This window comes from Pseudomonas sp. NPDC090233 (genome assembly GCF_044772285.1).
Classification (GTDB): domain Bacteria; phylum Pseudomonadota; class Gammaproteobacteria; order Pseudomonadales; family Pseudomonadaceae; genus Aquipseudomonas.
On record NZ_JBIVYQ010000007.1, the window covers coordinates 61,801 to 86,254 of the forward strand.

Annotated in this window: 26 protein-coding genes; 15 read left to right on the forward strand and 11 right to left on the reverse strand. The window is 63.1% G+C overall.

What is annotated here, in order from left to right; translation table 11 throughout:
* Nucleotides 1-92: 92 nt before the first annotated feature.
* A complete protein-coding gene (locus ACIQUF_RS20040) occupies nucleotides 93-1,025 on the forward strand; it encodes a MerR family transcriptional regulator (protein WP_403134627.1) in 933 nt (310 codons plus the stop codon).
* On the opposite strand, the gene ACIQUF_RS20045 is transcribed toward ACIQUF_RS20040, so the two are convergent.
* Both ACIQUF_RS20045 and ACIQUF_RS20050 read right to left on the reverse strand, forming a co-directional pair.
* Nucleotides 1,010-1,627: a hypothetical protein gene (locus ACIQUF_RS20045; protein WP_403134629.1), complete on the reverse strand. Its 618-nt coding sequence runs from the start codon at nucleotides 1,625-1,627 to the stop codon at nucleotides 1,010-1,012. The genes ACIQUF_RS20040 and ACIQUF_RS20045 overlap by 16 nt on opposite strands.
* 59 nt (nucleotides 1,628-1,686) lie before the next feature.
* Nucleotides 1,687-2,115, reverse strand: coding sequence for a PAS domain S-box protein (locus ACIQUF_RS20050; RefSeq protein ID WP_403134636.1), 429 nt, complete (start codon nucleotides 2,113-2,115; stop codon nucleotides 1,687-1,689).
* Nucleotides 2,116-2,217: 102 nt separating this feature from the next.
* On the opposite strand from ACIQUF_RS20050, the gene ACIQUF_RS20055 reads away from it, so the two are divergent.
* From ACIQUF_RS20055 to ACIQUF_RS20065, 3 genes are all read left to right on the forward strand, one after another.
* Entirely contained in the window at nucleotides 2,218-2,673 is a 456-nt protein-coding gene (locus tag ACIQUF_RS20055) for a flavodoxin (RefSeq protein ID WP_403134638.1), read from the forward strand.
* Nucleotides 2,674-2,870: 197 nt separating this feature from the next.
* Nucleotides 2,871-3,776 (forward strand): alpha/beta fold hydrolase, encoded by a 906-nt coding sequence (locus ACIQUF_RS20060; protein WP_403134640.1) that lies wholly within the window; start codon nucleotides 2,871-2,873, stop codon nucleotides 3,774-3,776.
* 114 nt (nucleotides 3,777-3,890) lie between these two features.
* Nucleotides 3,891-4,805 carry an SDR family oxidoreductase gene (locus ACIQUF_RS20065; protein WP_403134643.1) on the forward strand — a complete coding sequence of 305 codons (915 nt, stop codon included), beginning with the start codon at nucleotides 3,891-3,893 and terminating at the stop codon, nucleotides 4,803-4,805.
* Between the two features lie 230 nt (nucleotides 4,806-5,035).
* Here ACIQUF_RS20065 and ACIQUF_RS20070 read toward each other — a convergent pair whose 3' ends face one another.
* Nucleotides 5,036-5,818: an IclR family transcriptional regulator gene (locus ACIQUF_RS20070; protein ID WP_403134645.1), complete on the reverse strand. Its 783-nt coding sequence runs from the start codon at nucleotides 5,816-5,818 to the stop codon at nucleotides 5,036-5,038.
* A 114-nt stretch (nucleotides 5,819-5,932) separates the two neighbouring features.
* Here ACIQUF_RS20070 and hmgA point away from each other — a divergent pair, with 114 nt between their 5' ends.
* The 3 genes from hmgA to maiA are packed head-to-tail and all read left to right on the forward strand — an operon-like array spanning nucleotide 5,933 to nucleotide 9,175.
* Nucleotides 5,933-7,234: a homogentisate 1,2-dioxygenase gene (gene hmgA, locus ACIQUF_RS20075; RefSeq protein ID WP_403134648.1), complete on the forward strand. Its 1,302-nt coding sequence runs from the start codon at nucleotides 5,933-5,935 to the stop codon at nucleotides 7,232-7,234.
* Between the two features lie 3 nt (nucleotides 7,235-7,237).
* Nucleotides 7,238-8,530, forward strand: coding sequence for a fumarylacetoacetase (gene fahA / locus ACIQUF_RS20080; RefSeq protein ID WP_403134649.1), 1,293 nt, complete (start codon nucleotides 7,238-7,240; stop codon nucleotides 8,528-8,530).
* Nucleotides 8,531-8,542: 12 nt separating this feature from the next.
* Nucleotides 8,543-9,175, forward strand: a complete 633-nt coding sequence (gene maiA, locus ACIQUF_RS20085) for a maleylacetoacetate isomerase (protein ID WP_403134652.1) — start codon at nucleotides 8,543-8,545, stop codon at nucleotides 9,173-9,175.
* Here maiA and ACIQUF_RS20090 read toward each other — a convergent pair.
* Nucleotides 9,169-9,975, reverse strand: coding sequence for a SirB1 family protein (locus ACIQUF_RS20090; RefSeq protein WP_403134654.1), 807 nt, complete (start codon nucleotides 9,973-9,975; stop codon nucleotides 9,169-9,171). The genes maiA and ACIQUF_RS20090 overlap by 7 nt on opposite strands.
* A 123-nt stretch (nucleotides 9,976-10,098) precedes the next feature.
* On the opposite strand from ACIQUF_RS20090, the gene ACIQUF_RS20095 reads away from it, so the two are divergent.
* Nucleotides 10,099-11,118: a Glu/Leu/Phe/Val dehydrogenase dimerization domain-containing protein gene (locus ACIQUF_RS20095; protein ID WP_403134656.1), complete on the forward strand. Its 1,020-nt coding sequence runs from the start codon at nucleotides 10,099-10,101 to the stop codon at nucleotides 11,116-11,118.
* Nucleotides 11,119-11,122: 4 nt separating this feature from the next.
* On the opposite strand, the gene ACIQUF_RS20100 is transcribed toward ACIQUF_RS20095, so the two are convergent.
* Complete coding sequence (locus tag ACIQUF_RS20100; RefSeq protein WP_403134658.1) at nucleotides 11,123-11,386, reverse strand: YebG family protein; 264 nt, start codon at nucleotides 11,384-11,386, stop codon at nucleotides 11,123-11,125.
* A 226-nt stretch (nucleotides 11,387-11,612) separates the two neighbouring features.
* Here ACIQUF_RS20100 and ACIQUF_RS20105 point away from each other — a divergent pair, with 226 nt between their 5' ends.
* Both ACIQUF_RS20105 and ACIQUF_RS20110 read left to right on the forward strand, forming a co-directional pair.
* Entirely contained in the window at nucleotides 11,613-12,083 is a 471-nt protein-coding gene (locus tag ACIQUF_RS20105) for a phosphate-starvation-inducible protein PsiE (protein WP_403134661.1), read from the forward strand.
* Between the two features lie 113 nt (nucleotides 12,084-12,196).
* Nucleotides 12,197-12,493, forward strand: a complete 297-nt coding sequence (locus tag ACIQUF_RS20110) for a hypothetical protein (RefSeq protein WP_403134663.1) — start codon at nucleotides 12,197-12,199, stop codon at nucleotides 12,491-12,493.
* Between the two features lie 3 nt (nucleotides 12,494-12,496).
* Here the strand turns inward: ACIQUF_RS20110 and ACIQUF_RS20115 are convergent, their stop codons facing one another.
* The 5 genes from ACIQUF_RS20115 to ACIQUF_RS20135 all read right to left on the reverse strand — a co-directional run bounded on the left by ACIQUF_RS20115 (nucleotide 12,497) and on the right by ACIQUF_RS20135 (nucleotide 17,331).
* Nucleotides 12,497-12,799: a DUF3509 domain-containing protein gene (locus tag ACIQUF_RS20115; RefSeq protein ID WP_403134665.1), complete on the reverse strand. Its 303-nt coding sequence runs from the start codon at nucleotides 12,797-12,799 to the stop codon at nucleotides 12,497-12,499.
* Between the two features lie 124 nt (nucleotides 12,800-12,923).
* A complete protein-coding gene (locus ACIQUF_RS20120) occupies nucleotides 12,924-13,271 on the reverse strand; it encodes an HPF/RaiA family ribosome-associated protein (protein WP_016395445.1) in 348 nt (115 codons plus the stop codon).
* A gap of 179 nt (nucleotides 13,272-13,450) precedes the next feature.
* Nucleotides 13,451-15,778, reverse strand: coding sequence for a TonB-dependent Fe(3+) dicitrate receptor FecA (gene fecA / locus ACIQUF_RS20125; RefSeq protein WP_403134669.1), 2,328 nt, complete (start codon nucleotides 15,776-15,778; stop codon nucleotides 13,451-13,453).
* An 81-nt stretch (nucleotides 15,779-15,859) separates the two neighbouring features.
* Nucleotides 15,860-16,789: a FecR domain-containing protein gene (locus ACIQUF_RS20130; protein ID WP_403134672.1), complete on the reverse strand. Its 930-nt coding sequence runs from the start codon at nucleotides 16,787-16,789 to the stop codon at nucleotides 15,860-15,862.
* Complete coding sequence (locus ACIQUF_RS20135; RefSeq protein WP_403134674.1) at nucleotides 16,786-17,331, reverse strand: sigma-70 family RNA polymerase sigma factor; 546 nt, start codon at nucleotides 17,329-17,331, stop codon at nucleotides 16,786-16,788. The genes ACIQUF_RS20130 and ACIQUF_RS20135 overlap by 4 nt, the downstream gene beginning before the upstream one ends.
* Before the next feature lie 101 nt (nucleotides 17,332-17,432).
* Here ACIQUF_RS20135 and ACIQUF_RS20140 point away from each other — a divergent pair, with 101 nt between their 5' ends.
* The 5 genes from ACIQUF_RS20140 (at nucleotide 17,433) to ACIQUF_RS20160 (ending at nucleotide 23,403) form a co-directional block, all read left to right on the forward strand.
* On the forward strand, nucleotides 17,433-17,738 hold the full coding sequence (locus ACIQUF_RS20140; protein ID WP_403134676.1) for a DUF3649 domain-containing protein: 306 nt from the start codon (nucleotides 17,433-17,435) through the stop codon (nucleotides 17,736-17,738).
* Nucleotides 17,735-19,309 (forward strand): PepSY-associated TM helix domain-containing protein, encoded by a 1,575-nt coding sequence (locus tag ACIQUF_RS20145; RefSeq protein WP_403134678.1) that lies wholly within the window; start codon nucleotides 17,735-17,737, stop codon nucleotides 19,307-19,309. Before ACIQUF_RS20140 ends, ACIQUF_RS20145 begins: the two co-directional genes overlap by 4 nt.
* Complete coding sequence (locus ACIQUF_RS20150; protein ID WP_403134680.1) at nucleotides 19,309-19,635, forward strand: DUF3325 domain-containing protein; 327 nt, start codon at nucleotides 19,309-19,311, stop codon at nucleotides 19,633-19,635. Before ACIQUF_RS20145 ends, ACIQUF_RS20150 begins: the two co-directional genes overlap by 1 nt.
* A gap of 4 nt (nucleotides 19,636-19,639) precedes the next feature.
* The gene (locus ACIQUF_RS20155) at nucleotides 19,640-20,875 is read left to right on the forward strand and encodes a sigma-70 family RNA polymerase sigma factor (RefSeq protein ID WP_403134683.1); all 1,236 of its coding nucleotides are present in this window, start codon (nucleotides 19,640-19,642) and stop codon (nucleotides 20,873-20,875) included.
* Nucleotides 20,876-21,012: 137 nt separating this feature from the next.
* A complete protein-coding gene (locus ACIQUF_RS20160) occupies nucleotides 21,013-23,403 on the forward strand; it encodes a TonB-dependent siderophore receptor (protein WP_403134695.1) in 2,391 nt (796 codons plus the stop codon).
* Between the two features lie 99 nt (nucleotides 23,404-23,502).
* On the opposite strand, the gene ACIQUF_RS20165 is transcribed toward ACIQUF_RS20160, so the two are convergent.
* Nucleotides 23,503-24,375 (reverse strand): helix-turn-helix domain-containing protein, encoded by an 873-nt coding sequence (locus ACIQUF_RS20165; protein ID WP_403134698.1) that lies wholly within the window; start codon nucleotides 24,373-24,375, stop codon nucleotides 23,503-23,505.
* Nucleotides 24,376-24,454 lie beyond the last annotated feature (79 nt).

Genomic DNA, 24,454 nt, shown 5'->3' on the forward strand with positions numbered 1-24,454 from the left:
AAATATCCAGTGGCAAATGGTGGCTAACCTGTAGCTCAACACCTCGTAGTAGAATGCGCATTCAATTACCGCGCACAGGTTACTCAGTGCAGATGAACAAACACGGACGTACCTCGCACCTCGAAGCAGGGGTGGAGCACCAGGAGCTATATCCGATTCGTGAAGTGTCCCGGCTCACAGGGGTCAATGCCGTGACCTTGCGTGCCTGGGAGCGCCGTTACGGGCTGATCCAGCCTACCCGTACCGAGAGCGGCCACCGGCTGTATTCGCAGGTTGATATCGACGATATCCGCCGTATCCTCGGTTGGCTTGAGCGCGGCGTTGCGGTGAGCAAGGTCGGCAGCATCCTGGCGCGCGGCCAGGCTCATGTGCAGGACACGCTTGTGGGCGATTCCGCTGCTCGCTGGCAAGCGCAAGTACGTGAGGCGGTGCAACGCTTCGATGCCGTCAGCCTGGACCGGCTGTTCGACCAGGTGTTCGGCGCCGTCAGCCTGGACCAGGTGTTCACCGAGGTGTTCATGCCTGTCTGGCATGACCTGGCGGCAGGGCAGGGGGCGTTCGGCAAGACCAGTGAATGGTTGTTCCTCGATCAGTTTCTACGGGCTCGGGTGTTCTCACGCCTGCAGCTTGCTCGCGGGGGGCGTACGTGCAGTGTGCTGCTGGCCCCTTTGCCCGGTCAGTGCTTCGAACTGGAGTTACTCATCACCGGCCTGCAGCTGGGCAGCGACGATGTCGGGGTGACTTTGTTGATGCCTGGGCAGCCGCTGGATGAACTGGTGGTGGTCTGTAGCAAGCTGAGGCCGGATGCCGTGGTGCTGTTCTCCAATCACCTACCCACTGCCGAACTGGGCAAACGTTTGAGCCGTCTGGGCGTGGCGCTGGAGTGCCCGTTGCTGTTGGCGGGCGAGGCAGCGGAGATGGCCCAGGAGCGCCTGGCGGGCAGCCCGGTAGCCTGTCTGGGCGCGGAGGGTGCCTTGATGCGGCTGCGCTTGCGGCAATACCTTGCGGGTCAGCTCGATACCTGAGCGTGCAGCTCTGGATGGGCTTGGCGATGGGCGTGAAGGATGTATTCACGCAGACGCTCGATTTCTTCGTCTGCGCTGCGGCTGAGGTCGTAGGCCGCAAGGTCCGGCCCGATACGCCGGCGTAGCCTGCCGTGCAGGCTGATTGGCGGGATGCCGGCTGGCGCGAAGCGCAGGTCGAAACGCGTGGGCGCTTCCGGCAGGCCGCGAACTTCCAGCAGCGCGCCTTTGAACGAAATATCGCGCACGAACAATCCACTGACTTTGGACTGTGCATCAAGCAGTGCGCTCGGCTGGTCCATCGACAGGCGCCAAGGGCGCAACATCGGGCCGTCTTCGTAGATTTCCGGTGAACCGATCTGCAGGTGCACGGCGTGGAATTCGTCCTCCACCAGCTGCAGCGGGAAACTGATCTGCTGATTGTTGAACTGTGCCTGCAGAGTGACCTGATCGTTGGCGACCAGGCGGGTCAGCAAGGACTGGATGTGACGGTCGCCATTGACCCGCAGGCTCGACATGGGGTCGGCCAGGTTCAATTGCGGGGAATGCTGCATGTCCTGGATGAAATCCAGCTCGTCCTGGGTCAAAAGCGCATCGGCGTGCATGATCGAACTCGGTGGTGACGATTTCTTCAACGGGATTGACCGTGCCGTAGGCGCTTGGTTCAAGGGTGCTCGTCAGAATTTCGACGAGCGTGCAATTCTGCCAGTTCGCGTTCCAGCTCGACCTGGCGGCTGACATCCTTCTGGATACCAATGAAATAGGTGCGCTGGTCGGCATCGCTCCTCACCGGGGTGATCGACAGCTCGTTCCAGAACGAACTGCCATCCTTGCGATAGTTGCGCAGCACTTCGCGGCACGGCCGGCCCTCGCTCAACGCCTTGCGAATGCGTGCGCGGCCAAGTTGGTCGCGGTCATCGGCCTGCAGGAAGCGGCAGTCCTGGTAAAGAATCTCATCACGGCTGAAGCCGGTCAGGCGTTCGAACGCCGCGTTTACGTAGATCAGGATGGTGTCTTCGCCTTCCTGTTCGGCAACGACGATCCCATCGTTGGACGCGTCGACCATGGATTGCAGCAACTGCGCGTTGATCATGCCCGGGCCTTTCACAGAGGGGGACTTTGGTAGGTGCGGCCTTTTGCCACCGTTGAATGCTAGTATCCTACGTTTTCACTCAGTTTCGGAATCCACTTCCCGATGAAAGTCGCCATTATTTCCGGCTCGGTGTATGGCACCGCCGAAGAAGTTGCCCGCCACGCCGAATCGCTGCTCAAGGCTGCCGGCTTCGAAGCCTGGCATGCGGCCCGCGCCACGCAGCAGGATCTCGAAGGTTTTGCCCCGCAAGCGTTGCTGGCAGTGACTTCGACCACCGGCATGGGCGAGCTGCCGGATAACCTCATGCCGCTGTACAGCACCATCCGCGACACATTGCCCGCCGCCTGGCGCGGTCTGCCGGGGGCGGTGATCGCCCTGGGCGATTCCAGTTACGGCGATACCTACTGCGGTGGTGGTGAGCAGTTGCGTGAGTTGTTCGCCGAACTTGGCGTGCGTGAAGTGCAACCGATGCTCAAACTCGATGCCAGCGAGACGGTCACCCCGGAGACCGATGCCGAGCCTTGGTTGGCAGCGTTTGCCCAAGCCTTGAAGGCTTGAGACAGGCCAGCAAAGTGACCGTTCGTGCCACTGACTCGCTCGGTCATCAAGCTGGCTGGCAACGCAAGTTTCACCGGCATTGCGCCTGACTAGACTCAGCCTCGACATAGAGAGCACATGTATGTGCCGAGGTGACATGCAATGACCGCAGCCTTGCCCTATTCCCTCAACACCCCCTCACTACCGGGACGACTCTAATGCCTCTGGCCGAGATACCATTGTGCGTCTGGCGTACCCGGAGTCAGAGTTTCACATTCCGGGGCCAGAGCATTCGCTACTGGACCGCAGGGCAAGGAGAGCCCCTGCTGCTTCTGCATGGATTCCCGACCGCCAGTTGGGATTGGCATTACCTCTGGGCACCGCTGGCCCAGCGCTTTCGGCTCATCGCTTGCGACATGCTCGGCTTCGGCGATTCGGCCAAACCGCTCAACCACGCTTACAGTTTGATGGAGCAGGCTGACCTTCAGCAGGCGCTGCTTACCCACTTGCAGGTCAGCCAGCCCGTGCACCTGCTGGCGCACGATTACGGTGGCAGCGTGGCCCAGGAACTGCTGGCACGACACCACGAGCAGCGCGCAGAAATTGCCAGCTGCGTATTCCTCAACAGCGGTTTGATTGCTGAAAGCTGCCGGGTACTGCTTGTGCAGAAGCTGTTGCTCAGCCGCTTGGGCTGGCTGGTGGCGCGTTCTTTCGGGCGTGATGATCTGGTGCGCAATGTCACGCAGGTCTACGGCCCGTGCACACACCCCAGTGAGAGTGCGCTGGATGACTTCTGGAGCCTGATTGCAGCCAACGGCGGTACGCGCATCCTGCACAAACTGGTCGGTTTCGTGACTGAGCGCAGGCTGCATCGCGAGCGCTGGGTCGGCGCACTGCAGCGCGAAAGTGTGCCGCTGCGCTTCATCAATGGCGTGGTCGATCCGCTTTCTGGCGCGCACATGGTGGAGCGCTATCGGCAATTGGTGCCCAATCCGGACACCGTGCAACTGCAAGGCATTGGCCATTACCCGCACACCGAAGCGCCGGTGCAGGTGTTGCGCCATTACCTGGCCTTTCGTGAACAACCGCTGAGCTTCCTGCCGCAAAAGGTGGCCTGGTCCTGAACGGGTGACATCGTTCAGCGTTATCGCCTGGCATTCAGCCTGAGTGAGCTTGATTGTCCGCCGGCAAGGGCTGGCGGACACTCGACGTATTCAACCTGACCTGGAGCCATGAGCATGAGCGAGCCGGTAAGTCTGCAAGACCGTGTGGTGATCGTCACAGGGGCCGGTGGTGGCCTGGGCCGAGCCCATGCGCTGCTGTTCGCCGCACGTGGCGCCAAGGTGGTGGTCAACGACCTTGGCGGCTCCACCCAAGGCGAGGGCGCGAGCGCTTCGGCGGCCGACCGGGTGGTGGACGAAATCCGCGCCGCAGGCGGTACGGCGGTGGCCAACCACGATTCGGTCAGCAAGGGTGCACGCATCGTCGAACAGGCTCTGGACAGCTTTGGCCGGGTCGATGTGCTGGTGAACAATGCCGGCATCCTGCGCGACAAGTCCTTCCTCAAGATGGAAGACAGCGACTGGGAGCAGGTTTACCAAGTCCACGTCGAGGGTGCCTACAAAGTTACGCATGCCGCCTGGCCGCACTTGCGCGAGCAGAATTGGGGGCGGGTGATCTTCACCGCCTCGACCTCTGGCATCTACGGCAATTTCGGCCAGGCCAACTATGGCATGGCCAAGTTGGGCCTGTATGGTTTGACCCGCACTCTGGCCATCGAAGGGCGCAAGCACGGCGTGCTGGTCAATGCGATTGCGCCAACGGGTGGCACACGCATGACCGAGGGCCTGATTCCGCCGCAAGTGTTCGAGCGCCTCAAGCCTGAACTGGTCAGCCCGCTGGTGGTTTACCTGGGCAGCGAGCAATGCCAGGACAGCGGCCAGCTGTTCGAAGTGGGCGGTGGCTGGATTGGCAAGGTGCGCTGGGAGCGCAGCCTGGGTGTCGGCTTCGACCCGCGCGAAGGGTTCACGCCGGAACAGGTCGCGCAGCGCTGGGCGCAGATCGGTGATTTTGCCGATGCGGTGCATCCGCAAGACAGCTTGCAGGCGTTACAGCAGATGATGGCGAACCTGCAGAAGTACCCACTGGGGTGATTTTTCACGGGCAATAAAAAAGGCCGCTGCAAAGCGCAGCGGCCAATCGAGACGTTAGATCAAGGAGCTTCAAAATCAACGTCGGTGAACCTCGCGGGCCTGAGGGGCTGGGGGGGTAGTTGCCCTTCATGCCGGCCAGTGAGTGAAGAATAAGCGCTTGATCGGGTGGGAAAAATAGCCGCTGGTGACATTCACCTTTACGTTTCGGGCAACAGTGCCACAGCGCTGTTTCAGGGCTTTGGCGAGTGGCCCATGCGCCAGCTGGTGTCTCGCGCCGCCGCCAGCAGGCGCTGCGCCGCTGGCCCGTGTTCATCGGCATGGAAGATCGATGTCGGCCCAACCACGGTCATCACCGCCGCGATCTGTCCCAGGGCGTTGAACACCGGTGCCGACAGCGCATCCACCCCTGGCATCAGCAAACCATGCACATGGTGCAAACCCTGTTCGCGGATGCCGGCCAGCAGCGCGTCGTAGTCACTGGCGCTGTGCTGCAGCACGGCAAGTTCCTTGTCACGCAGCTCAAGGGTTTCACGTTCCGGCAGGTAGGCTGCGAACACCAGCCCGGTGGACGAGCTGAGCAGCGGCAGGACCGAACCGATCTGGGTTACCACCGTGACGGCGCGCACCGCAGGCTCGATGCTCACCACCGTCGCACCCTGATTGCCCCACACGGCAATGAAGCAACTCTCATTCAGCTCATCGCGCAATTGCGAAAGCGGCAGCGCCGCGACCTTGAGCACATCGATGCTGCCCAGTGCCGCCAAACCCACCCGCAATGCCTCACGTCCCAGCCCGTAGTGGTTGGTGGCTGCATCCTGTTCGGCAAAACCACTGGCGATCAGGGCCTGCAGGTAGCGGTGCACTTTGCTCGCCGGCATCTGCACGTGTTCGGCCAGGCGCGACAGCGAGGTGGATGGCGACAGTTCGGCGAGCGCCTTGAGGATGTCAGTGCCGACTTCCGCCGAGCGGACCTTCTGCTTGCCGTTGTCGGTGGGGGAGCTGGCTTTGACCATGGATAGGACGTTTCCGAGTTTTACGAGTCGCGCCTTTATAGCTTGACGCCTGTCACGGAGCAAATTACGTTATTCGTAATGTGATTACGATAATAACAATTTTCGGAGGCATCGATGAACCGCGACGCGTCGCCCGACCTTCACTACCTGAGCGGCTTCGGCAACGAATTCGCCAGCGAATCACTGCCTGGGGCGCTGCCCGTCGGGCAGAACTCGCCGCAGAAGGCGCCCTATGGGCTGTATGCCGAGCTGCTGTCCGGCACGGCGTTCACGATGGCGCGCAGCGAGCTGCGCCGTACCTGGTTGTATCGCATCCGCCCTTCGGCCCTGCACCCACGTTTCGAGCGTCTGGCGCGCCAGCCCTTGAGCGGACCGCTCGGTGCGGCCAACCCCAATCGCCTGCGCTGGAGCCCACAACCCTTCCCGACCGAACCGACCGATTTCATCGAAGGTTGGCGGCCGATGGTGGCCAACTCGGCGGCGGAAAAACCGGCTGGCGTCAGCATCTACATTTATTGCGCCAACCGCTCGATGGAGCGGGTGTTCTTCAATGCCGACGGTGAGTTGTTGCTGGTGCCGGAGCAGGGCCGCTTGCGAATCGCCACCGAACTTGGGGTGATGGAGGTTGAGCCGCTGGAAATTGCGGTGATCCCGCGCGGAATGAAGTTCCGCGTCGAACTGCTCGATGCCCAAGCCCGCGGCTACATCGCCGAAAACCACGGCGCACCGCTGCGCCTGCCCGACCTTGGCCCGATCGGCAGCAACGGTCTGGCCAACCCGCGTGACTTCCTGACGCCGGTGGCACATTACGAAGAATCCGATGGCCCGGTTCAACTGGTGCAGAAGTTCCTCGGTGAACATTGGGCCTGCGAGCTGCAGCATTCGCCGCTGGACGTGGTCGCCTGGCACGGCAGCAATGTGCCCTACAAATACGACCTGCGCCGCTTCAATACCATTGGCACGGTCAGCTTCGATCATCCCGACCCGTCGATCTTTACCGTGCTGACCTCACCGACCAGCGTGCATGGCTTGGCCAACATGGACTTCGTGATCTTCCCGCCGCGCTGGATGGTGGCCGAGAACACCTTCCGTCCACCGTGGTTCCACCGCAACCTGATGAACGAGTTCATGGGCCTGATCAGCGGCGCCTACGATGCCAAGGCCGAAGGCTTCCTGCCGGGCGGCGCCTCGCTGCACGGGGTGATGAGCGCCCACGGGCCCGATGGCGAAACCTGCGAGAAAGCCATTGCCGCCGACCTGGCGCCGCACAAGATCGACAACACCATGGCCTTCATGTTCGAGACCAGTCAGGTGCTGCGCCCGAGCCAGCAGGCCCTCGAATGCCCGCAATTGCAGGCCGACTACGACAGTTGCTGGGCCACATTGCCGAGCACCTTCAACCCGAACCGGAGATAACCCATGACCCTGTCCGCCATTGCCCGTAGTTGGGTCGAAACTGCCAATGAGCACCGCGACTTCCCGCTGCAGAATTTGCCGTTGGGCATCTTCAGCCGCCCGGGTGAAGCGCTGCGCTGCGGCGTCGCCATCGGCGATGCGATTCTCGACCTGGAGGCCGCACTGGCCGCCGGTTTGTTCGAGGGCCAGGCCAAGGCCGCCGTGGAGGCCACCCGTGGTGGTGCACTGAACGCCTTCTTCGCCCTCGGCCGCAATGCTCGCGTGGCCCTGCGTGAGCGGTTGTTGGCGCTGTTGGGCGAACACAGCGAACATCAGGCTGCGCTCAAGCCCGCGCTTCACTCGGCCAGTGACTGCCAGTTGCACCTGCCGGCCAAGGTCGGTGACTACACCGATTTCTACGTGGGCATTCAGCACGCCACTAACGTCGGCAAACTATTCCGCCCCGACAACCCGCTGCTGCCCAACTACAAGTACGTGCCGATCGGCTATCACGGCCGCGCCTCGACCTTGCGTCCGTCGGGCACCGACGTTCGCCGTCCCAAAGGCCAGACCCTGCCGGCCGGCCACACTGAGCCGAGCTTCGGCCCCTGCGCGCGCCTGGACTACGAATTGGAACTGGGCATCTGGATCGCCCAGGGCAATGACATGGGCCAGGCGATTCCAATCGCCGAAGCCGATCAACACCTCGCGGGCCTGTGCCTGCTCAACGACTGGTCGGCGCGCGATATCCAGGCCTGGGAGTACCAGCCGCTAGGGCCGTTCCTGTCGAAAAGTTTCATCACCACGCTGTCGCCCTGGGTGGTCACTGCCGAAGCGCTGGAGCCGTTCCGCTGCGCCCAGCCGCCGCGGCCCGAGGGTGATCCGCAACCGCTGGCGTATCTGTCCGACGCGCGCGACCAGGCCAATGGCGCCTTCGACATCGAACTGGAAGTGCTGCTGCTCACCGAGCGCATGCGTGAGCAGGGCTTGCCTGCCCACCGCCTGGCGCTGAGCAACACCCTAAACATGTACTGGACCGTGGCGCAGTTGATCACCCACCACAGCGTTAACGGTTGCCAATTGCAGCCAGGCGACCTGTTCGGCTCGGGCACGCTGTCCGGTGCCACGCCGGATTCGTATGGCAGCCTGTTGGAGATCACCGAGGGCGGCAAGCAGCCGGTGGAGTTGGCCAGTGGCGAGGTGCGCAAGTTCCTCGAAGATGGCGACGAGATCATCCTGCGTGCCCGTTGCCAGCGTGATGGAGTGGCCAGCATCGGCTTCGGTGAATGCCGCGGCAAGATCATCGCCGCCAACTGAGGGAACCGGGCCATGGAGCTGTACACCTATTACCGTTCCACATCTTCGTACCGGGTGCGTATCGCCTTGGCACTCAAGGGCCTGGACTATCAGTCCCTGCCAGTCAACCTGCTCAAGGGCGAGCAACGCGCCAACGATTATGTTGCGCTCAACCCGCAGGGTAGGGTGCCTGCGCTGCGCACCGATGAGGACGCGTTGCTGGTGCAGTCACCGGCAATCATCGAGTACCTGGAAGAGGCTTATCCACAGCCTGCGCTGTTGCCGGCTGGCGCTACGGCAAGGGCCAGGGTGCGTGGCGTGGCAGCCATCATCGGTTGCGATATCCACCCGTTGCACAACGTCAGTGTGCTCAACCAGCTGCGCCAGTCAGGCCACGACGAGACCCAGGTCAACCAGTGGATAGCCCACTGGATCGGCCAGGGGCTGGCGGCTGTGGAGCAACTGATCGGTGATGAGGGCTATTGCTTCGGCGAGGCGCCCGGGTTGGCGGATGTCTACCTGATCCCGCAACTGTATGCGGCCGAACGCTTCAACATCGACCTTGGCAGCTATCCGCGCATCCAACGGGTTGCGCAATTGGCTGCTGGGCACCCGGCATTCGCCAAGGCGCACCCCGCCTGCCAGCCGGATACCCCCGCTCAGTGAATCGAACGGTTGGCCAGCGGCAGCTTGCCAATCCGTTCGGACAACTTCAGGCGCTGCACCGGGTCATCGGTCAGTAGCAAGGCGTGCTCCAGGTCGAAGCGTTCGGCCTGTGGGCAATCCAGGTGTTGATAGAGCGATGCGCGGGTCGTGTAGTCGCTGACCTGCACCGGGCCCAATTGCATGACCCGCTCGGCGTCGATCAGCGCAGCCAGGTGGTTGTCGTTGCTGATGTGCAACTGGCGCAGGTTGCGCGACAGGCGCTGCAGCATCTGCGTTGGCGTGGCCGTGCGCAGGTGTTCGGCGGTGAGCGGTACATGGGGGCCAAACTGGCGAGCGAGTAGCTCGCGGCAATCATTGGAGTACAAGCGCCGGCCGCCGCAAGGGTCGAGCAGATGATCGGCGCCGGGTACCCGCAGCAAGAAGTGGCCAGGGAACGCCACGCCTTCCAGCGGAATGGACAGGCGCCGGGCCAGTTCCAGGGTAATGATCGCCAGCGCCAGCGGCTGGCCGCGACGGCGCTGCAGCACTTTGTCCATCAGCGCCGCCTGCGGGCGCAAGGGGTGGTACTCATCCTGCTGGAAACCCAGCGTGTTCAATTGGCGAAGCAGGGGCTGGGCCAGTTCGCCCACGGGTAGCATTGGCAGGCTGGCACTGATCTCAGCGTACAAGTGCTGCAAGATGACAAGGCTGGCAGCGGGCTCGACTTTCCGATCGTGCTCTACGGCTATCCACAAGGTAGCTTCCAGCAGGGCGACCGGCTCGCGTTCCAGGCAGGCCAGGCAGGCTTGGCGTGGGTTCATCGGGGTATCTCCACATGCTTGAGTAATAGCTGTGGCGCCGCGATTCGTCCAGTGGTCCGGTTGCCCGGTACTGTGTAAGCCGATGCCTATACTAGAGAAAGCACCTCGCAGGGGAGCCCGCCGATGTTCGCGCTGATGCAAAGCACCCGCACCCAGTCGCTGCACCTGTTCACCGATCCAAAAACGGGCCTCAAGGCTGTGGTGGCTATTCACAGCGAGATCCGTGGGCCGGCATTGGGTGGTTGTCGCTACCTGCCCTATGCCGATGATGAAAGCGCCATGGCCGATGCCATTCGCCTGGCTCAAGGCATGAGCTACAAGGCGGCCCTGGCCGGGTTGGCGTTGGGCGGTGGCAAGGCGGTGATCATGCGCAACCCGCATGTGGAAAACCGCGCGGCGCTGTTCGAGGCGTTCGGCCGCTTCATCGACACCTTGCAAGGTCGTTTCATCATCGCCGTGGACAGCGGCACCTCGACCCTGGACATGGACTGCATTGCCCAGAGCACGCCGCATGTGACCAGCACCACGGCATCGGGTGACCCATCACCGCATGCGGCCATGGGCGTGTTCGCCGGCATTCGCGCGACGTGCCTGGCCCGCTTGGGCAACAGTGACCTCAAAGGCTTGCGCGTGGCGGTACAGGGCCTGGGCAACGTCGGCTACGCCTTGGCCGAACAACTCTATGCGGCAGGTGCCGAGTTGCTGGTCAGTGACCTGGACCCTGGGCGGGTACGGCTGGCGGTCGAGCAGTTCAATGCTCACCCGGTGACCAACGACGCGTTGATCAGCACCCCCTGCGATATCTTCGCGCCGTGCGGCGTGGGGCCGGTGCTCAATGGCCAGACGGTGATGCAGTTGCGCTGTGCGGCGGTAGCCGGCGCGGCCAACAACCAGCTGACCACCTTGCAGGTGGCTGACCAGTTGGAGTCACGGGGGATTCTTTACGCGCCGGATTACGTGATCAATGCCGGTGGTTTGATCTACGTGGCGATGAAGCACCGCGGTGAAGAGTTGAGCACCATCACCGGGCAACTGGCGCGAATACCCGAGCGGCTGACCGAAGTGTTTGCCCACGCCCAGGCCGAGAAGCGCTCGCCAGCAAGGGTCGCGCAAATGCTGGCGGAGCGGTTGCTTTACGGTTGAAGCATCACTCTACGGCGCCACCTTCCAGCAACTCTGCCAACGCATCTGGCTGGCTCTTGAACGCCCGGGCGAACACGTCACGGTTCTTGGCCATGTAGATACCGGCTTCCTCGACTTGTTGCTCACTCAGCGAAGGCACCGCCTTCTGCAACACCTCGGCCAGGCGCTCGGCCAGTTCGAGCATTTTGTCGTGACGATCTGCTTCGGCCTTATCCATGAACAAGCGCTCCGGGTCGCGGCTGCTGCGGTACACCACTTCGACGGCCATTCATCACCTCTGTGCCTTTTTGCGGTTGGTTGATCGATTACTGTATGCGCATACAGTAATAGCATCGTCCTTCAGGTGCAAGCTTTGACGCAAAAAAGCCTAGCTCACAGGTGCCTTGCGGCAATCGGTCGCCTTCCAAGGCAGGGGCGTGGCCCTTTAACTGCATGGCGCAAACGTCACAGCGGTGACGCATCATCCTTCAGGTCGTATCGGAGAGCTGGAAATCGTGAACATCAAATGGGCGGATAAACTGCGCAAGGGCCTGCACGGCTCGGCCGACTCGCTGGGCAATCTGTGTGTCGAGGCGTTCCACTACCTCGCCCTGTTCGGCATTGGCGCGATCACCGCCTATGCGGCAGTGATGACTTTCCTGGACATGCTCGGCAAGGGCGGGATCAGTGTCGATGACATCCTGCTGCTGTTCATCTACCTGGAACTCGGGGCGATGGTTGGCATTTACTTCAAGACCAACCACATGCCGATCCGCTTTCTCCTGTACGTGGCGATCACTGCGCTGACCCGCTTGTTGATAGGCGATGTCTCGCACCACAAGGCGCCGGATGAAGGCTTGTTGTACCTGTGCGGCGGCATTCTGCTTCTGGCGTTTTCGATCCTGGTGGTGCGTTATGCCTCCTACCGCTATCCGTCGACCAAGGTGCTGGATGCCAATGGCAAGGAAGTGGAGGACGGCAAGTAAGGTGCTATCTATCTAGTGCCGATGCCTGCCTGTAGAGGCGTTGAATCCTGACAGGCGCTCAATAAAGGTCGTGACATAGGGTCACGATTATCGAGCGCCTCAGGAGAACAACAATGAGCATCAACGCCGAAAATGTGCATGCCCACCTCAAGAAAGCGCTGAACCTTGACCCCTATAAGGTGCATGTCACCGAAGTTGCCGATGTCATCGAGTTCAGAGTGGTGCGTAGCAACTCGCTGGTCCAAGAGTCTCTGCACTGGTTGAAACGGAAGGAGGAACCCACCTACGACCAAGGTCTGGTTGGGATGTTTCATGCCCCCGGCACCTTCGACCCCGCTCACCGCGTGGCGGGTCTGCGCCTCTCGACCTTGGAGCGTGAAATCGGGCGGATGTTGAGTTCCCTGGGCTGATCGTCAGTTGGCCACGCCGACTGCCGTGAACGGCCGAGCATCAGGGGCGGTTTTACGGGTCAGCGCGGCCAGCACCTGCAGCGGGTTCTGCCCCAGCTCGATGGCCAGGCCCAGGCGGATGCTGTCGATGACCCGCTGCAGGCGCACCGGGTCGTTGCGCTGGGCCTGGCTGATCAGGCGCTTGGCGACCACGCCAGCATCGTCCGACAGGGTCAGCATGATGCTGCCGTCCAGGCGTTCGATGCTCAAATTGACCCGGTACTCGGGGGCGAAGGCGGCGCTGATCTGCTCGAATGGGTTGTTCATGTTCAATATTCTGCAAAGATTGATTGCAGGAGTTGACCCGCCAATCCCCAGGTTTGTTCAGGCCATTGATCAGTACAAACGAAAACGCCCGGCACATGGCCGGGCGTTGTTGTTCACAGGCGAATCAGGCGTCGGGGTCGCTCAGCTCCAGCACGCCGCGCTTGCTGCGCAGTTTGCCGTAGAAGTGTTCCAGCGCATTGTTCAGCTTGCTGGCGGCCCCGTCGACCGCCTGGTCCAGCGAGGTGGCGGTGTGGGTCACGGAAATCGGTTGATGGCCTTTCGGGCGAGCCTCCATCTGGCAGCGTTTGTCATGCGGCCCGGGCTTGGCGCCGTTCTCGTCGCGCAGGTGCACCTCGATGCGGGTGAGGTCTTCCTCGTAACGTTCGAGTGTGGCTTCCAGCGTACTGCGGACCCACTCGTTGAGACGGATGTTGCCTTCGATATGGTTGCTGCTGTTGACCTGGATTTGCATGATTCAATCCTTATTCAGCTTGCTCGCATGGAGGCGTGCCTAGGCCCTTGAGGGCCTTGATATTTCTGCGCCTCTTGACTCTAAGGTCAGGCAACCGCGGAATGAATTCAACCCCTTTTTGAAAATAAATTTCTTGTAGCACATCCAGATGAGGGGCCGCCAAGCGGCCCGACATTCGATCAGAACTCAACCGACGTCTGCACGTACAAGGTCCGTGGCTCACCCACATACTTGCCCTTGTTGTTGTCATCGAACGAGCGCGTGTAGTACTCGCGGTTGAACAGGTTTTTCACCCCCACCGCGACTTTCAGGTTCGACAGCTGCGGCCCGAAGTCGTACCCGGCACGGCTGCTGACCAGCATGTAACCCGGAATGCGCCCGGTGCTGCCATCGGCGCTCTCGGCGCTGGTGTTGGCGTTGTCCGCGTACTGGCTGCTTTGGAAGCTGGCATCCAGGTTCAACTGCCACGGCCCGTCGGTATAACCCACGCCCAGGTTGCCCTTGTGGCGCGACGAGAACGGCACCTGATTGCCTTTGTTCGGCCCATCTTCGCGGATGGTCGCGTCAACGAAGGCGTAACTGGCGTGCACGTCATAGCCTGCCAGCGCCGGGCTCAGCCCATCGAGCGCATAGTGCACGCTGGTCTCGATGCCCTGGTGGCGGGTCTCGCCGCGGGCGATCACCGAGTCGTTGGTCTGGTTGCTCTCGTACTGGTTGTCGAAGTTGATCAGGAAGGCGCCGATCTCGGCCTGCAGGTCGCCGTTGTCGTAACGGGTGCCGACCTCCCAGGTGCGGGCTTTTTCCGGCTTCACTTCGCCGCTGGTCACGCGGTTGGGCATCTGGCTGTACTGGACGCTGCCGAACGAGCCCTCGGTGTTGGCGTAGAGGTTCCAGCTGCCGGTCAGGTGGTACATCACGTTCAGCGCAGGCAGGGCGGTGTTGTAGCTGCCCTGGTAGCGCTGGCCGCTGAGATTGTTGTTCTGCGCGGAGTCGATCATCTCGTAGCGCACGCCCGGGGTGATGGTCCAGCGGCCAATGTCGATGCGGTCATCCAGGTAGATGGCATGGGCTTCGGTGCTGCCCCGGGTATCGCGGTCGTTGCGGCTGGCGGTGGTCGGCAGGTTGCCGTTGACCGGCTCACGGAAGCGCAGTTCGTGGCCGGCCTCGTTGATGTAGCGGTAGCCGATGCCCAGCTCATGCCAGCTCTCACCGAGTGCGAGGCCTTGCGAGAAGCGTGTTTCGATGCCGCGTACCCAGTATTCGCGGGGCGACAGCGAAACGAAGCTACCTTGGTCGAGGTAACCGCTGCGCAAGGTCTTGGTGAAGAAGCTGTTGACGCTGAACTGACGGTCGTCCTGTTTGTAGTCGTAGCCGAAGTTGACCAAGGTGCGGCGGCCCCAGAACTTGTCTTTCAGGCGCGTCGACTGATACGGGTCGGCGTCGAAATCGGCCGTGCTCAGGCCACCGGGCATGTCGGCCTCGCCCTCGTAGTACTGGGCCATGGCGTGCAGGCTGTTGGCTTCGTCCAGTTGCAGCTTGCCCTTGAGAATCAGGTCGTCGATCTGCGTATCGCTGTGCTCGCGCCAGTCGCCGCCGCGCACGCCGGAATACAGCAGGGCGCCGCCGAGGCCGTTGTCGTTGGTGCCACCGACCAGCAGGTTGGCGCTGTTCTTGAACCCGTCATGGCTGGACGACGGGCTGATCTGATTCTGCATGGCGGCCTTGAAGGTCGCCTGCTCGGGGATGGCGCGGGTCACGAAGTTGACGATGCCGCCGACGTTCTGCGGGCCATAGCGCACGGCACCGCCGCCGCGCACCACGTCCACCGCATCCATGTTGCCCATGCTGATCGGCGCCAGCGACAGTTGCGGTTGGCCATAAGGGGCGAAGGGCACTGGGATGCCGTCCATCAGCACCGTCGAGCGCGACGCCAGGCGCGGGTTGAGGCCGCGAATGCCGAAGTTCAGTGCCAGGTCATGACTGCCGGTGCCGTTGTTGTCCGGGGCGTTAACGCCTGGCATGCGGTTGAGCACTTCGCGGGCGGTGGTGGCGCCGTTGCGTTCGAACTCATCACGACGTACGACATCGCGGGCACCGGCGTGCTCGAAAACGTTGTCCTGTTGCGCTTCGCCCAGCCAGTCGCCAACCACGGTCGACGCGCCAAGCTCTACGGCAGCCCCAGGTTTGGCGGCATCGACCGGTTGCAGGCTGAAGGCATTGTCGGCCTCCTGCTTTGCCTGCAGGCCGCTGCCGCGCAACAGGGCGTCTAGGCCCTGGGCCACATCGTACTGGCCGTCCAGGCCTTGGCTGCTCATGCCTTGAGTCAGTTGCGAGCCGAAGGAAATCAGCGCGCCGCTTTCGCGCCCAAACTGGTTCAGGGCGTCTTCCAGCGAGCCGGCGGCGATGTGGTAGCTGCGTGCCTCGGCGGCGTGCAGGGCCGGCGTGGCAAGGCCGAGGCTGGTGGCGAGCAGCAGGGCGTGGACGAGAGGAGTGGGGCGCTGGGGCATCGAGAAGGGTCCTGTAAAAAGGGGTTCTGCCTTCTCTGTCACGCGAGGTTCAGGAAATGGCTCAGGTGATTGAAACTATTTTCAACTGACCCGCGCTTCGAGCGTGACCCAGTAGCGGGTGAAGCGCCGCACGCGCACCGGCAGGGCCACCTCCAGCATCTGCAGAATCCGCTCGCTGTCATCCAGCGGGTACGAGCCGGACACCCGCAGGTCAGCCACCCGTTCGCTGCAGCCCAGCTGCCCCTGGCGATAACGCCCAAGCTCGGCGAGAAAGTCGGTCAGGCGCATCTGCGACGCCACCAGCATGCCGTCGACCCAGGCGCCGCTGTTGCGGTCCAGCGGGGCGATGGCCTGCCAGCCTTGCGCAGTAAAACGCGCGCGCTGCCCGGCCAGCAGCGGTTGGCCGGCGAAACTGGCCTGGCCACTGAACACCGAGACCAGGCTGAAACCCTCGAACTCGCGCACGTTGAAGCGGCCGCTGTCCAGTCGCAGCGCCCCTTCAGCGGTGCGCAGCAGCAATGGGCGTGTGTCGCGGGCCACGTCCAGCGCCAGCTCTCCCTCCAGCAGCCGTACCACGCGTTGCTGGCCATCGAAGCGCACATCGGCGGCGCTGCGGGTATTGAGTTGCAGCAGGCTGCCGTCGTCCAGCTGCATGCGCCGGCGCTGGCCAACCGGGCTGCGGTAGTCGGCCATCAATCCGGGCAAGGGGTTGTGCGAATTCAGGCCCATGCCGGCGGCGCTGGCCAGGCCCACCAGCAGCAACGTCTTGAGCGCCCGACGACGGGCCGGGGAGGGTGGTGCCTGGAGCGTCGCATGTACCACCGGCGAGGTGGCGCCCCGCAAGCGCTCGTTGACCTGCTGGATATGGGCCCAGGCCCGCTGGTGCTCATGATCAGCCAGCAGCCAGTGTTGCAGCGCCTGTTGCTGGGTGTCGTCGAAGTCGTCGCCCTGGGACTCGATCAACCAGTGCACGGCCTGCTCGGCCACCTGGGAAGAAAACGACGTATTCACAGGGCAAAATAGCAGCGCAAGGCCGCCTTGTTCAGGTAACGCTTGACCGTGGTCAGCGATATCCCCAGCTCGCGAGCGATTTCTGCCTGGCCCAGGCCATCGACCTGCGCCAGCAGGAATGCGCGTTTGACCAGCGGCGGCAGGCCGTCGAGCAGGCGGTCGAGCTCCAGCAGGGTTTCGAAGATGATTGCCTTCTGTTCTTCGCTTGGTGCCACGCTTTCAGGGACTTGCGCCAGCGCGTCCAGGTAGGCGCGCTCCAGTTCCTGGCGACGGAAATGGTTGCACAGCACGCGCTTGGCCACGGTGGTGAGGAATGCGCGTGGCTCGATCAGTTGCGGAGTTTCGCGTGCCTGGAGCAGGCGCACGTAGGTGTCCTGGGCCAGGTCGGCGGCACTCTGCGGGCAGCCCAGGCGACGGCGCAACCAGCCGGTCAGCCAGCTGTGATGGGCGTGGTAAAGGCCTTCGACCGTAGATGAAAGGGCGCTGGGCACCGTGATACTCCGGCGCCAAATCGCGCAACTGGTAGTAAGAATTGTTCGCATTGTAGTGACATGCCTGTTGCTCGGCAACCGAGCGTTCAGACTTTGCTTATGAGAATTGAAATCATTACTATTGCAGCCCCGAATTTCTCCGGACCACCGCCATGAAGCGCAATGCCGCCGGCCTTCCTCTCAGCTACCGCCTGGCCGTGACCTCACGCAGCCTGGCTGCGCTGCTGGGTGGTTACCTGCTGGCGTCCATGGCCAGCGTCTGCATCGCCCTGCTGGCACCCTTGCCGCAGGTCGACGCGGCCATGACCGGCATGATGCTGTCGTTCGTTTTCTACCTGTTGGCCTTCATCTGGTGTTTCGCCTGCCGCAGTGCATGGCGGGCCTGGCTCGGCGTGTTGCTGCCAAGCCTGCTGCTGGGGATGGTCAATGGGCTCGCCTACTGGATGAAAAACCCATGAAGGAAGGTTTCCGTCAGGCGATGGCCTGGTTGCACACCTGGACCGGGCTGATTTTTGGCTGGCTGCTGTTCGCCATCTTCCTGACTGGCACGCTGTCGTACTTCAAGGAAGAGATCAGCCACTGGACGCAGCCGGAAGTCCATCGCCATGCCGTCGACCCGGTGGCCAGCCTGGGCATGGCCCAGCGCTACCTGGAGGCCAACGCCGGGCATTCGTCGAGCTGGATGATCCGCCTGCCCAACGAGCGCGAGGCAGCGCTGAGCGTGGGCTGGCGTGACCCCAATGGCGGTCGGCGGGGTTTTGTCAGCAAGAAGCTCGATGCGCAAACCGGGGAACCGGTGGAAGCTCGCGACAGTCGCGGCGGCGAATTCTTCTACCGTTTCCACTTCCAGCTTGAAATGCCCTACCCCTGGGGGCGCTGGCTGTCGACGTTCTGCGCCTTCATCATGTTGCTCGGCCTGATCACCGGGATCATCACCCACAAGAAGATTTTCAAGGAGTTCTTCACTTTCCGGCCCGGCAAGGGCCAGCGCTCGTGGCTCGACGGGCATAACGCCATCGGCGTGCTGGTGCTGCCGTTTCACCTGATGATCAGCTACAGCAGCCTGGTGATCTTCATGTACATGGTGATGCCGGCCAGCATCATGGCCAGCTATGGCGGCAACACCGACGGCTATTTCAACGACCTGTTCGGCCGAGATGAAGTGCCCAAGGTGGCCAATGTCGCGGCGCCATTGGTGCCGTTGGCCAGCCTGTACGCCAAGGTGCAGGATCAGGTGCCGGGCGCGCGCATGGGTTACATCCAGGTGCACAACCCGGGCGACCGCAACGCCCGCGTCAGCTTCGCCCAGGCGTCGGCCGACAATGTCGCCTACAAGCGCAGCGCCAACTGGATGTTCGACGGCAGCACGGGTGAACTGCTGAGCCAGGGTGCTCCGGAAACAGCAGCGATGATGACCTCGTTCACCATCGTCGGTCTGCACATGGGCAACTTCGCCGGGCCTTGGCTGCGCTGGCTGTACTTCGTGTTCGGCGTGGCGGGCACTGCGGTAATTGGCACGGGCCTGGTGATGTGGCTCGGCAAGCGCCAGCTCAAGCATGCAAAAAGTGAGCGTATGCCAGGCGAACTGCGCCTGGTCGAAGTGCTCAACATCGCCAGCATGAGTGGCCTGATGCTCGCCGTGGCCGGGTTCTTCTGGGCCAACCGGTTGCTGCCGGCGGCGATGCAGGGACGGGCCGACTGGGAAGTGAACACGTTCTTCGTGGTGTGGCTGCTGTCGCTGGTGCACGCGGTACTGCGCCCTGGGCGCCGGGCCTGGGGCGAGCAACTGGGGCTGGGGGCGCTGGCCTTCGCTGCGCTACCGTTGCTCAACGCTGTAGCGACCGGGCAGGGGCTGAACCATTCCGTGCTGGCCGGCGACTGGGCCATGGCCGGCTTCGACCTGACGGCGCTGGGCACTGGCCTGTTCCTGGCCTGGGCCGCAGGCAAGATGCTGCGCGCGCCAAAACCGGTAGCCAAGCGCGCACCACGGGCGCCCAAGGCGACGGCTGAAACCGTCGAGGTGAACTGATGTTGAGTATCGCCATGATCGGTTACGCCGGGTTCGCCGCCTTGTGCCTGGCGATGGACAAACATTTCAGCGACCTGCTCGGGCGCAAACCCAGGCCTGGACAATTACGTGGCCTGCGTTTGCTGGGTTGGCTGTTGCTGTTGGTGTCGGTGGTGCTGTCGGTGCACCAGCGTGGCTGGGCCCATGGCCTGGTGGAATGGATCGCGGTGCTGATGGCCGGGGTGACCTTGTGGGTGTTCGGGTTGCCGTATCAGCCGCGCCTGTTGCTGGGGCTGGCGGCGGTCAGCCTGGTAGTGGGTCCGCTGCTGGCCGTGTTCGCCGGGTGACGCCTTGACCGAGCCGGACAGCGACAGTAGCCGCGCACGTTTCGTCCAGGTATTCCTGGCCCAGCGTGCGCGCATGGAGGCGCTGGTCAGCCGCCGGGTAGGCTGTCGTGCCACGGCGTCGGACCTGGTGCAGGAACTGTTCCTGCGCTTCTGGCGCCGCCCCGAGTTCAAGGTCGAGGCACTGGATACCTACCTGTTGCGCTGCGCCGGCAACCTGGCCATCGATCATTTGCGCAGCGAGGGCAGCCGCGCACGCGTCGCCCAAGCGTCGCTGCCGCTTGATGAAACTCACTCGCCCCAGGCCCCGGAGCAGGCGCTGGAGGTCGACCATGACCTGCAGCGCATCGAAGCTGCACTGCGTGCCTTGCCCGAGCGTACCCGGCAGATCTTTTTGCTCAACCGCATCCACGGTTTGAAGTACAGCGAAATCGCCGACGCCCTGCAACTGTCCCAGAGCACTGTGGAAAAGCACATGATGCGCGCCCTTGACGCGTGCAAGGCGAGTGTTGCCGCGCCCAGGTCCTCGCACTGGCGTCGTGCACTGGGCGCAGCCGCGTGCCTGGTGCTGGCCATCGGCGTTGCCGGCGGCTGGCGTCCCGGAGACTGGCTGCAGGACCTGCGGGCCGATTTCAGCAGCGCCGACACGATTCACCAGGTGACGCTGGCGGACCAGTCGCAGGTAACACTGGATGCGGGGAGCGCTATCGCGGTCGACTTCCAGCAGGGCGAGCGCCATGTGCGGTTGCTGCATGGTGCTGCATTCTTCAAGGTTACGCACACCGGTGAGCCGTTCGTGGTGGAGGCTGCCGGTGGCCGGGTGCGGGTGCTCGGCACCGAGTTCGAAGTCCGCGATCAGGCAGACGGTGCTCAGGTCACCGTGCGCAGCGGGCGCGTGGCGGTTACTTCGGCACAGGGGCAGGCGCCCCGTGAGCTGACGGCCAATCAGCAATTGGCGTATGCCGAAGGGCTTGCGGGAGAAATCCTGAGTGTGGACAGCGACAGCCGCCTGGCCTGGCGCCAGGGTTGGCTTACTTACGACCAGGTGCCGTTGGCGCAGGTGGTCGAGGATCTGCGGCGCTATTACCCAGGGCGGATCGTGTTGCTGGGTGACGAATTGGGGCAGCGCAGGGTCAGCGGCAGCTTCCCGGTAGATGAACCGCTGATGGCGTTGGATTCGCTGGGCAAGGTGATGGGCTTCTCCCGGCACACCGTTCTTGGGCGTTTCACAGTTATTCGGTAGTTGCTGGTGCTGGCCCCGCGAAGAGGGCGGCACTGAAAAAACTTTCAAAAGCGGATGAGGTAACAGGACGTGGCATCCGTGTAATGAGTGGAAGTGCGATTCATTCGCAGTCACAACCCTCTCACAGGTCAGCGTCCATGAAGTTCACCCCGCGTTGCGTTCCCCTCTGGCTCGGCTTCTCTGCGCTTGCGGCCATCACCGCGGCCCCTGCTGTACTGGCTGCCGAGCAACTGCAGTTGCATACCTTCGCCCAGCCCAGCCAACCCTTGGCCCAAGCGCTCAACGCCTTCAGCCGCGCCTCGGGGCAAAGCGTGGTCTACACCCTCGAACTGCCAGACGTGCAGGCCCCGGCCCTCGATGGCAGCTTCAGCGCCGAGCAGGCCCTGCAACAGTTGCTGGGCAACGCCGGCCTGACTTGGCGCCGGGTCGACGCGCGCACCCTGACCCTCGAACTGCTGGACACCTCCGGCGCCCTCAACCTGCAGGCCACCCCGGTGAACGCGCAGATGGACGCCTACAGCTATCAGCCCCCCGCCAGCGCCTCGATCATGCGCGGCCAAGGCCCGTCCCAGGACATCCCCCAGGCCATCAACGTGGTGCCGGCGCAGGTGATCCGCGACCAGGCACCACGCAATCTCGATGACGCCCTGGCCAACGTCAGCGGCATCACCCAGGGCAACAACTTCGGCGGCACCTCCGACACGGTGATGAAGCGTGGCTTTGGCGACAACCGCGATGGTTCGATCATGCGTGACGGCATGCCGATCGTGCAGGGTCGCAGCCTCAATGCCAGCACCGAGCGGGTCGAAGTGCTCAAAGGCCCGGCCTCGCTGCTGTACGGCATCCAGGACCCGGGCGGGGTGATCAACGTGGTCAGCAAGCGCCCACAACTGCAGCAGTACAACGCCCTGACCGTGCGTGGCTCGACCTACGGCAGCGGCAAGAATGGCAGTGGTGGCGGTTTCGACAGCACCGGCGCGCTGGGCGACAGCAAGCTCGCCTACCGCTTGATCGTCGACCATGAGGACGAAGACTACTGGCGCAACTATGGCGTGCACCGCGAATCGCTGGTGGCGCCGTCGTTGGCCTGGCTGGGCGAGGACACCCAAGTGGTCTTGGCCTACGAGCACCGCGAGTTTCTCTACCCGTTCGACCGTGGCACCGCATTCGGCAGCAACGGCCACCCGTTGGATATCCCGGCCACACGCCGCCTGGATGAGCCCTTCAACGACATGGAAGGCCGTTCCGACCTGTACCGCCTGGAGGTCGACCATCAACTGGCCGAGGACTGGAAACTGCACTTCGGCTACAGCTTCAACCGCGAGACCTACGATGCCAGCCAGGTGCGCGTGACCGGCGTCAACGAAGCAAAGGGCACCCTGACACGCAGCATCGACGGCACCCACAACGCCATGAGCCGCGACCAGTTCGCCACCTTGAGCCTCAACGGCAACGTCGAGTTGGCCGGGATGCAGCATGACCTGCTGTTCGGCGTCGACCACGAAGACCGCAAGGTCTTTCGCGGCGACCTGATCCGCCAGACCGCCAGGTCCACCTTCAGCTACGTGAACCCGGTCTACGGCCAGGAAGTGGAGGGCAGCACGGTACGCGCCAGTGACAGCGACCAGACCGACAAGCTGCGCACCGACGCGTTGTTCGTGCAGGACGCGCTGCACCTGGACGAGCACTGGATCCTGGTGGCCGGCGCGCGCTTCCAGCAATACGACCAGTACGCCGGCCGTGGCCGTCCGTTCACGGTCAATACCGACAGCAATGGCCAGGCCTGGGTGCCGCATGCGGGCATCGTCTACAAGGTCGATGACCAGCTGTCGTTCTATGGCAGCTACAGCGAGTCGTTCAAGCCCAACTCCAGCATTGCCCCGTTGACCGGCGGCGTGGTGCTGGATGGCTCGGTCGCGCCCGAAGAGGGCAAGTCGTGGGAGTTGGGCGCCAAGCTTGACATGCCGGGCAGCCTGACCGGCACCCTGGCGTTGTTCGACATCACCAAGCGCAACGTGCTGGTGGCCAACTTCGATACCGGCACAGGCGAGACCGTGTACAGCAATGCCGGCGAGGTCAATTCACGGGGTGTGGAGCTTGACCTGACCGGGCAGCTCAGCGAGCGCTGGAGCCTGATCGGCAGCTATGCCTTCACCGACGCCAAGGTCACCAAGGACCCGGACCTTGAAGGTAAACGCCTACAGAACGTGGCCAAGCACAGCGGTTCGCTGTCGGCCGTGTATGACTTCGGCAGCCTGTTCGGCGGCGACCGCCTGCGCTTCGGCGCCGGAGCGCGGTATGTCGGCGAGCGCGCGGGTAACGCGACCAACACCTTCGACCTGCCGAGCTATACCGTCGCCGATGCCTTTGCCACGTATGAGACCAAGCTCGACGAACACAATGTGCGTTTGCAGCTCAACGTGAAGAACCTGTTCGACAAGGTCTACTACAGCTCGGCGGTGAACCAGTACTTCGTCGCCATTGGCGATGCGCGGCAGGTGAGCCTTTCCAGCACCTTCGAGTTCTGAACATGACCCTGTGGGAGCAGCTTCAGCCGCGAAGCAAACGACGCGGTGGATGGCACCGGCTTGGCCGGTGTTCGCGGCTGAAGCCGCTTCTACAGGGTTTCAGCTGAAGGCTGCGCGATAATCGCCAGGCGTGGCACCGAGTGCCTGGCGAAAGCGGTTGCTGAAATGACTGGCACTGGCGAACCCGCACAGCAAGGCAATCTCGCCCAGCGGCAACTGGCCCAGGCGCAGCAGCTGGCAGGCACGGTGCAACCGCCGGGCCAGCAGATACTGGTGGGGCGGCAGGCCAAAACTGGTGCGGAACATGCGTGCGAAGTGATATTCGGACAGGTTGCAGCGCACGGCCAGCTCACCGAGGGTAACGGGCTGGTCGAGGTGCGCATCGATGTACTCGACCAACTGCCGACGCAGGTTCGGCGCCAACCCGCCTTTGAGGCGCAAACCTTGGCGCAGGCCAACCTGGCTGAGCACTGCATGATCGACGATCTCGTGCGCCAGGCTGCTGGCCAGCAAGCGCTCGCCGGGTTCGTCCCAGTCCAGGCTGATCAATTGGCGAAAGCGCAGCGACTGCTGCGGGTCGTCCAGAAAGGTCGCCTCTTGCAACTGCAACTCCCGTGGCTCGCGGTCGAGCAGGCGAACGCAACCCAGGGCGAACTGTGCCTCGCTGATATACAGGTGCGCCAGACGAATCGAGCCGTTGACCACCCAGTTCGACTCGTGGCCAGCCGGCATGATGCACAACTTGTTCGGTGCGCCTTTGTCGGCCGGGCGCTGGCGGCGGAAAGTGCCGGTGCCGTCGGCGATATAGCAAGACAGCGTATGGTGGCTGGGTGCCTGGTAGTCGCGGGCATCGTCACGGTTGCGCCACAGCGCCGCCGCCAGGCCATCACCCAGGTGCGCGCTCAGCTCCAGCTTCGCGTGGGGCGAGGCGTGCATGGCGTTGAACACTTGCAACTGGCTGAGTGGGGTCATTGGCGTTTCCTCTGGTGGCCATCGTACTGCGCTTGTGCGGCGGTGACAGCTGCCTGAGGGGGAAAAGCGCAAGTTTGTG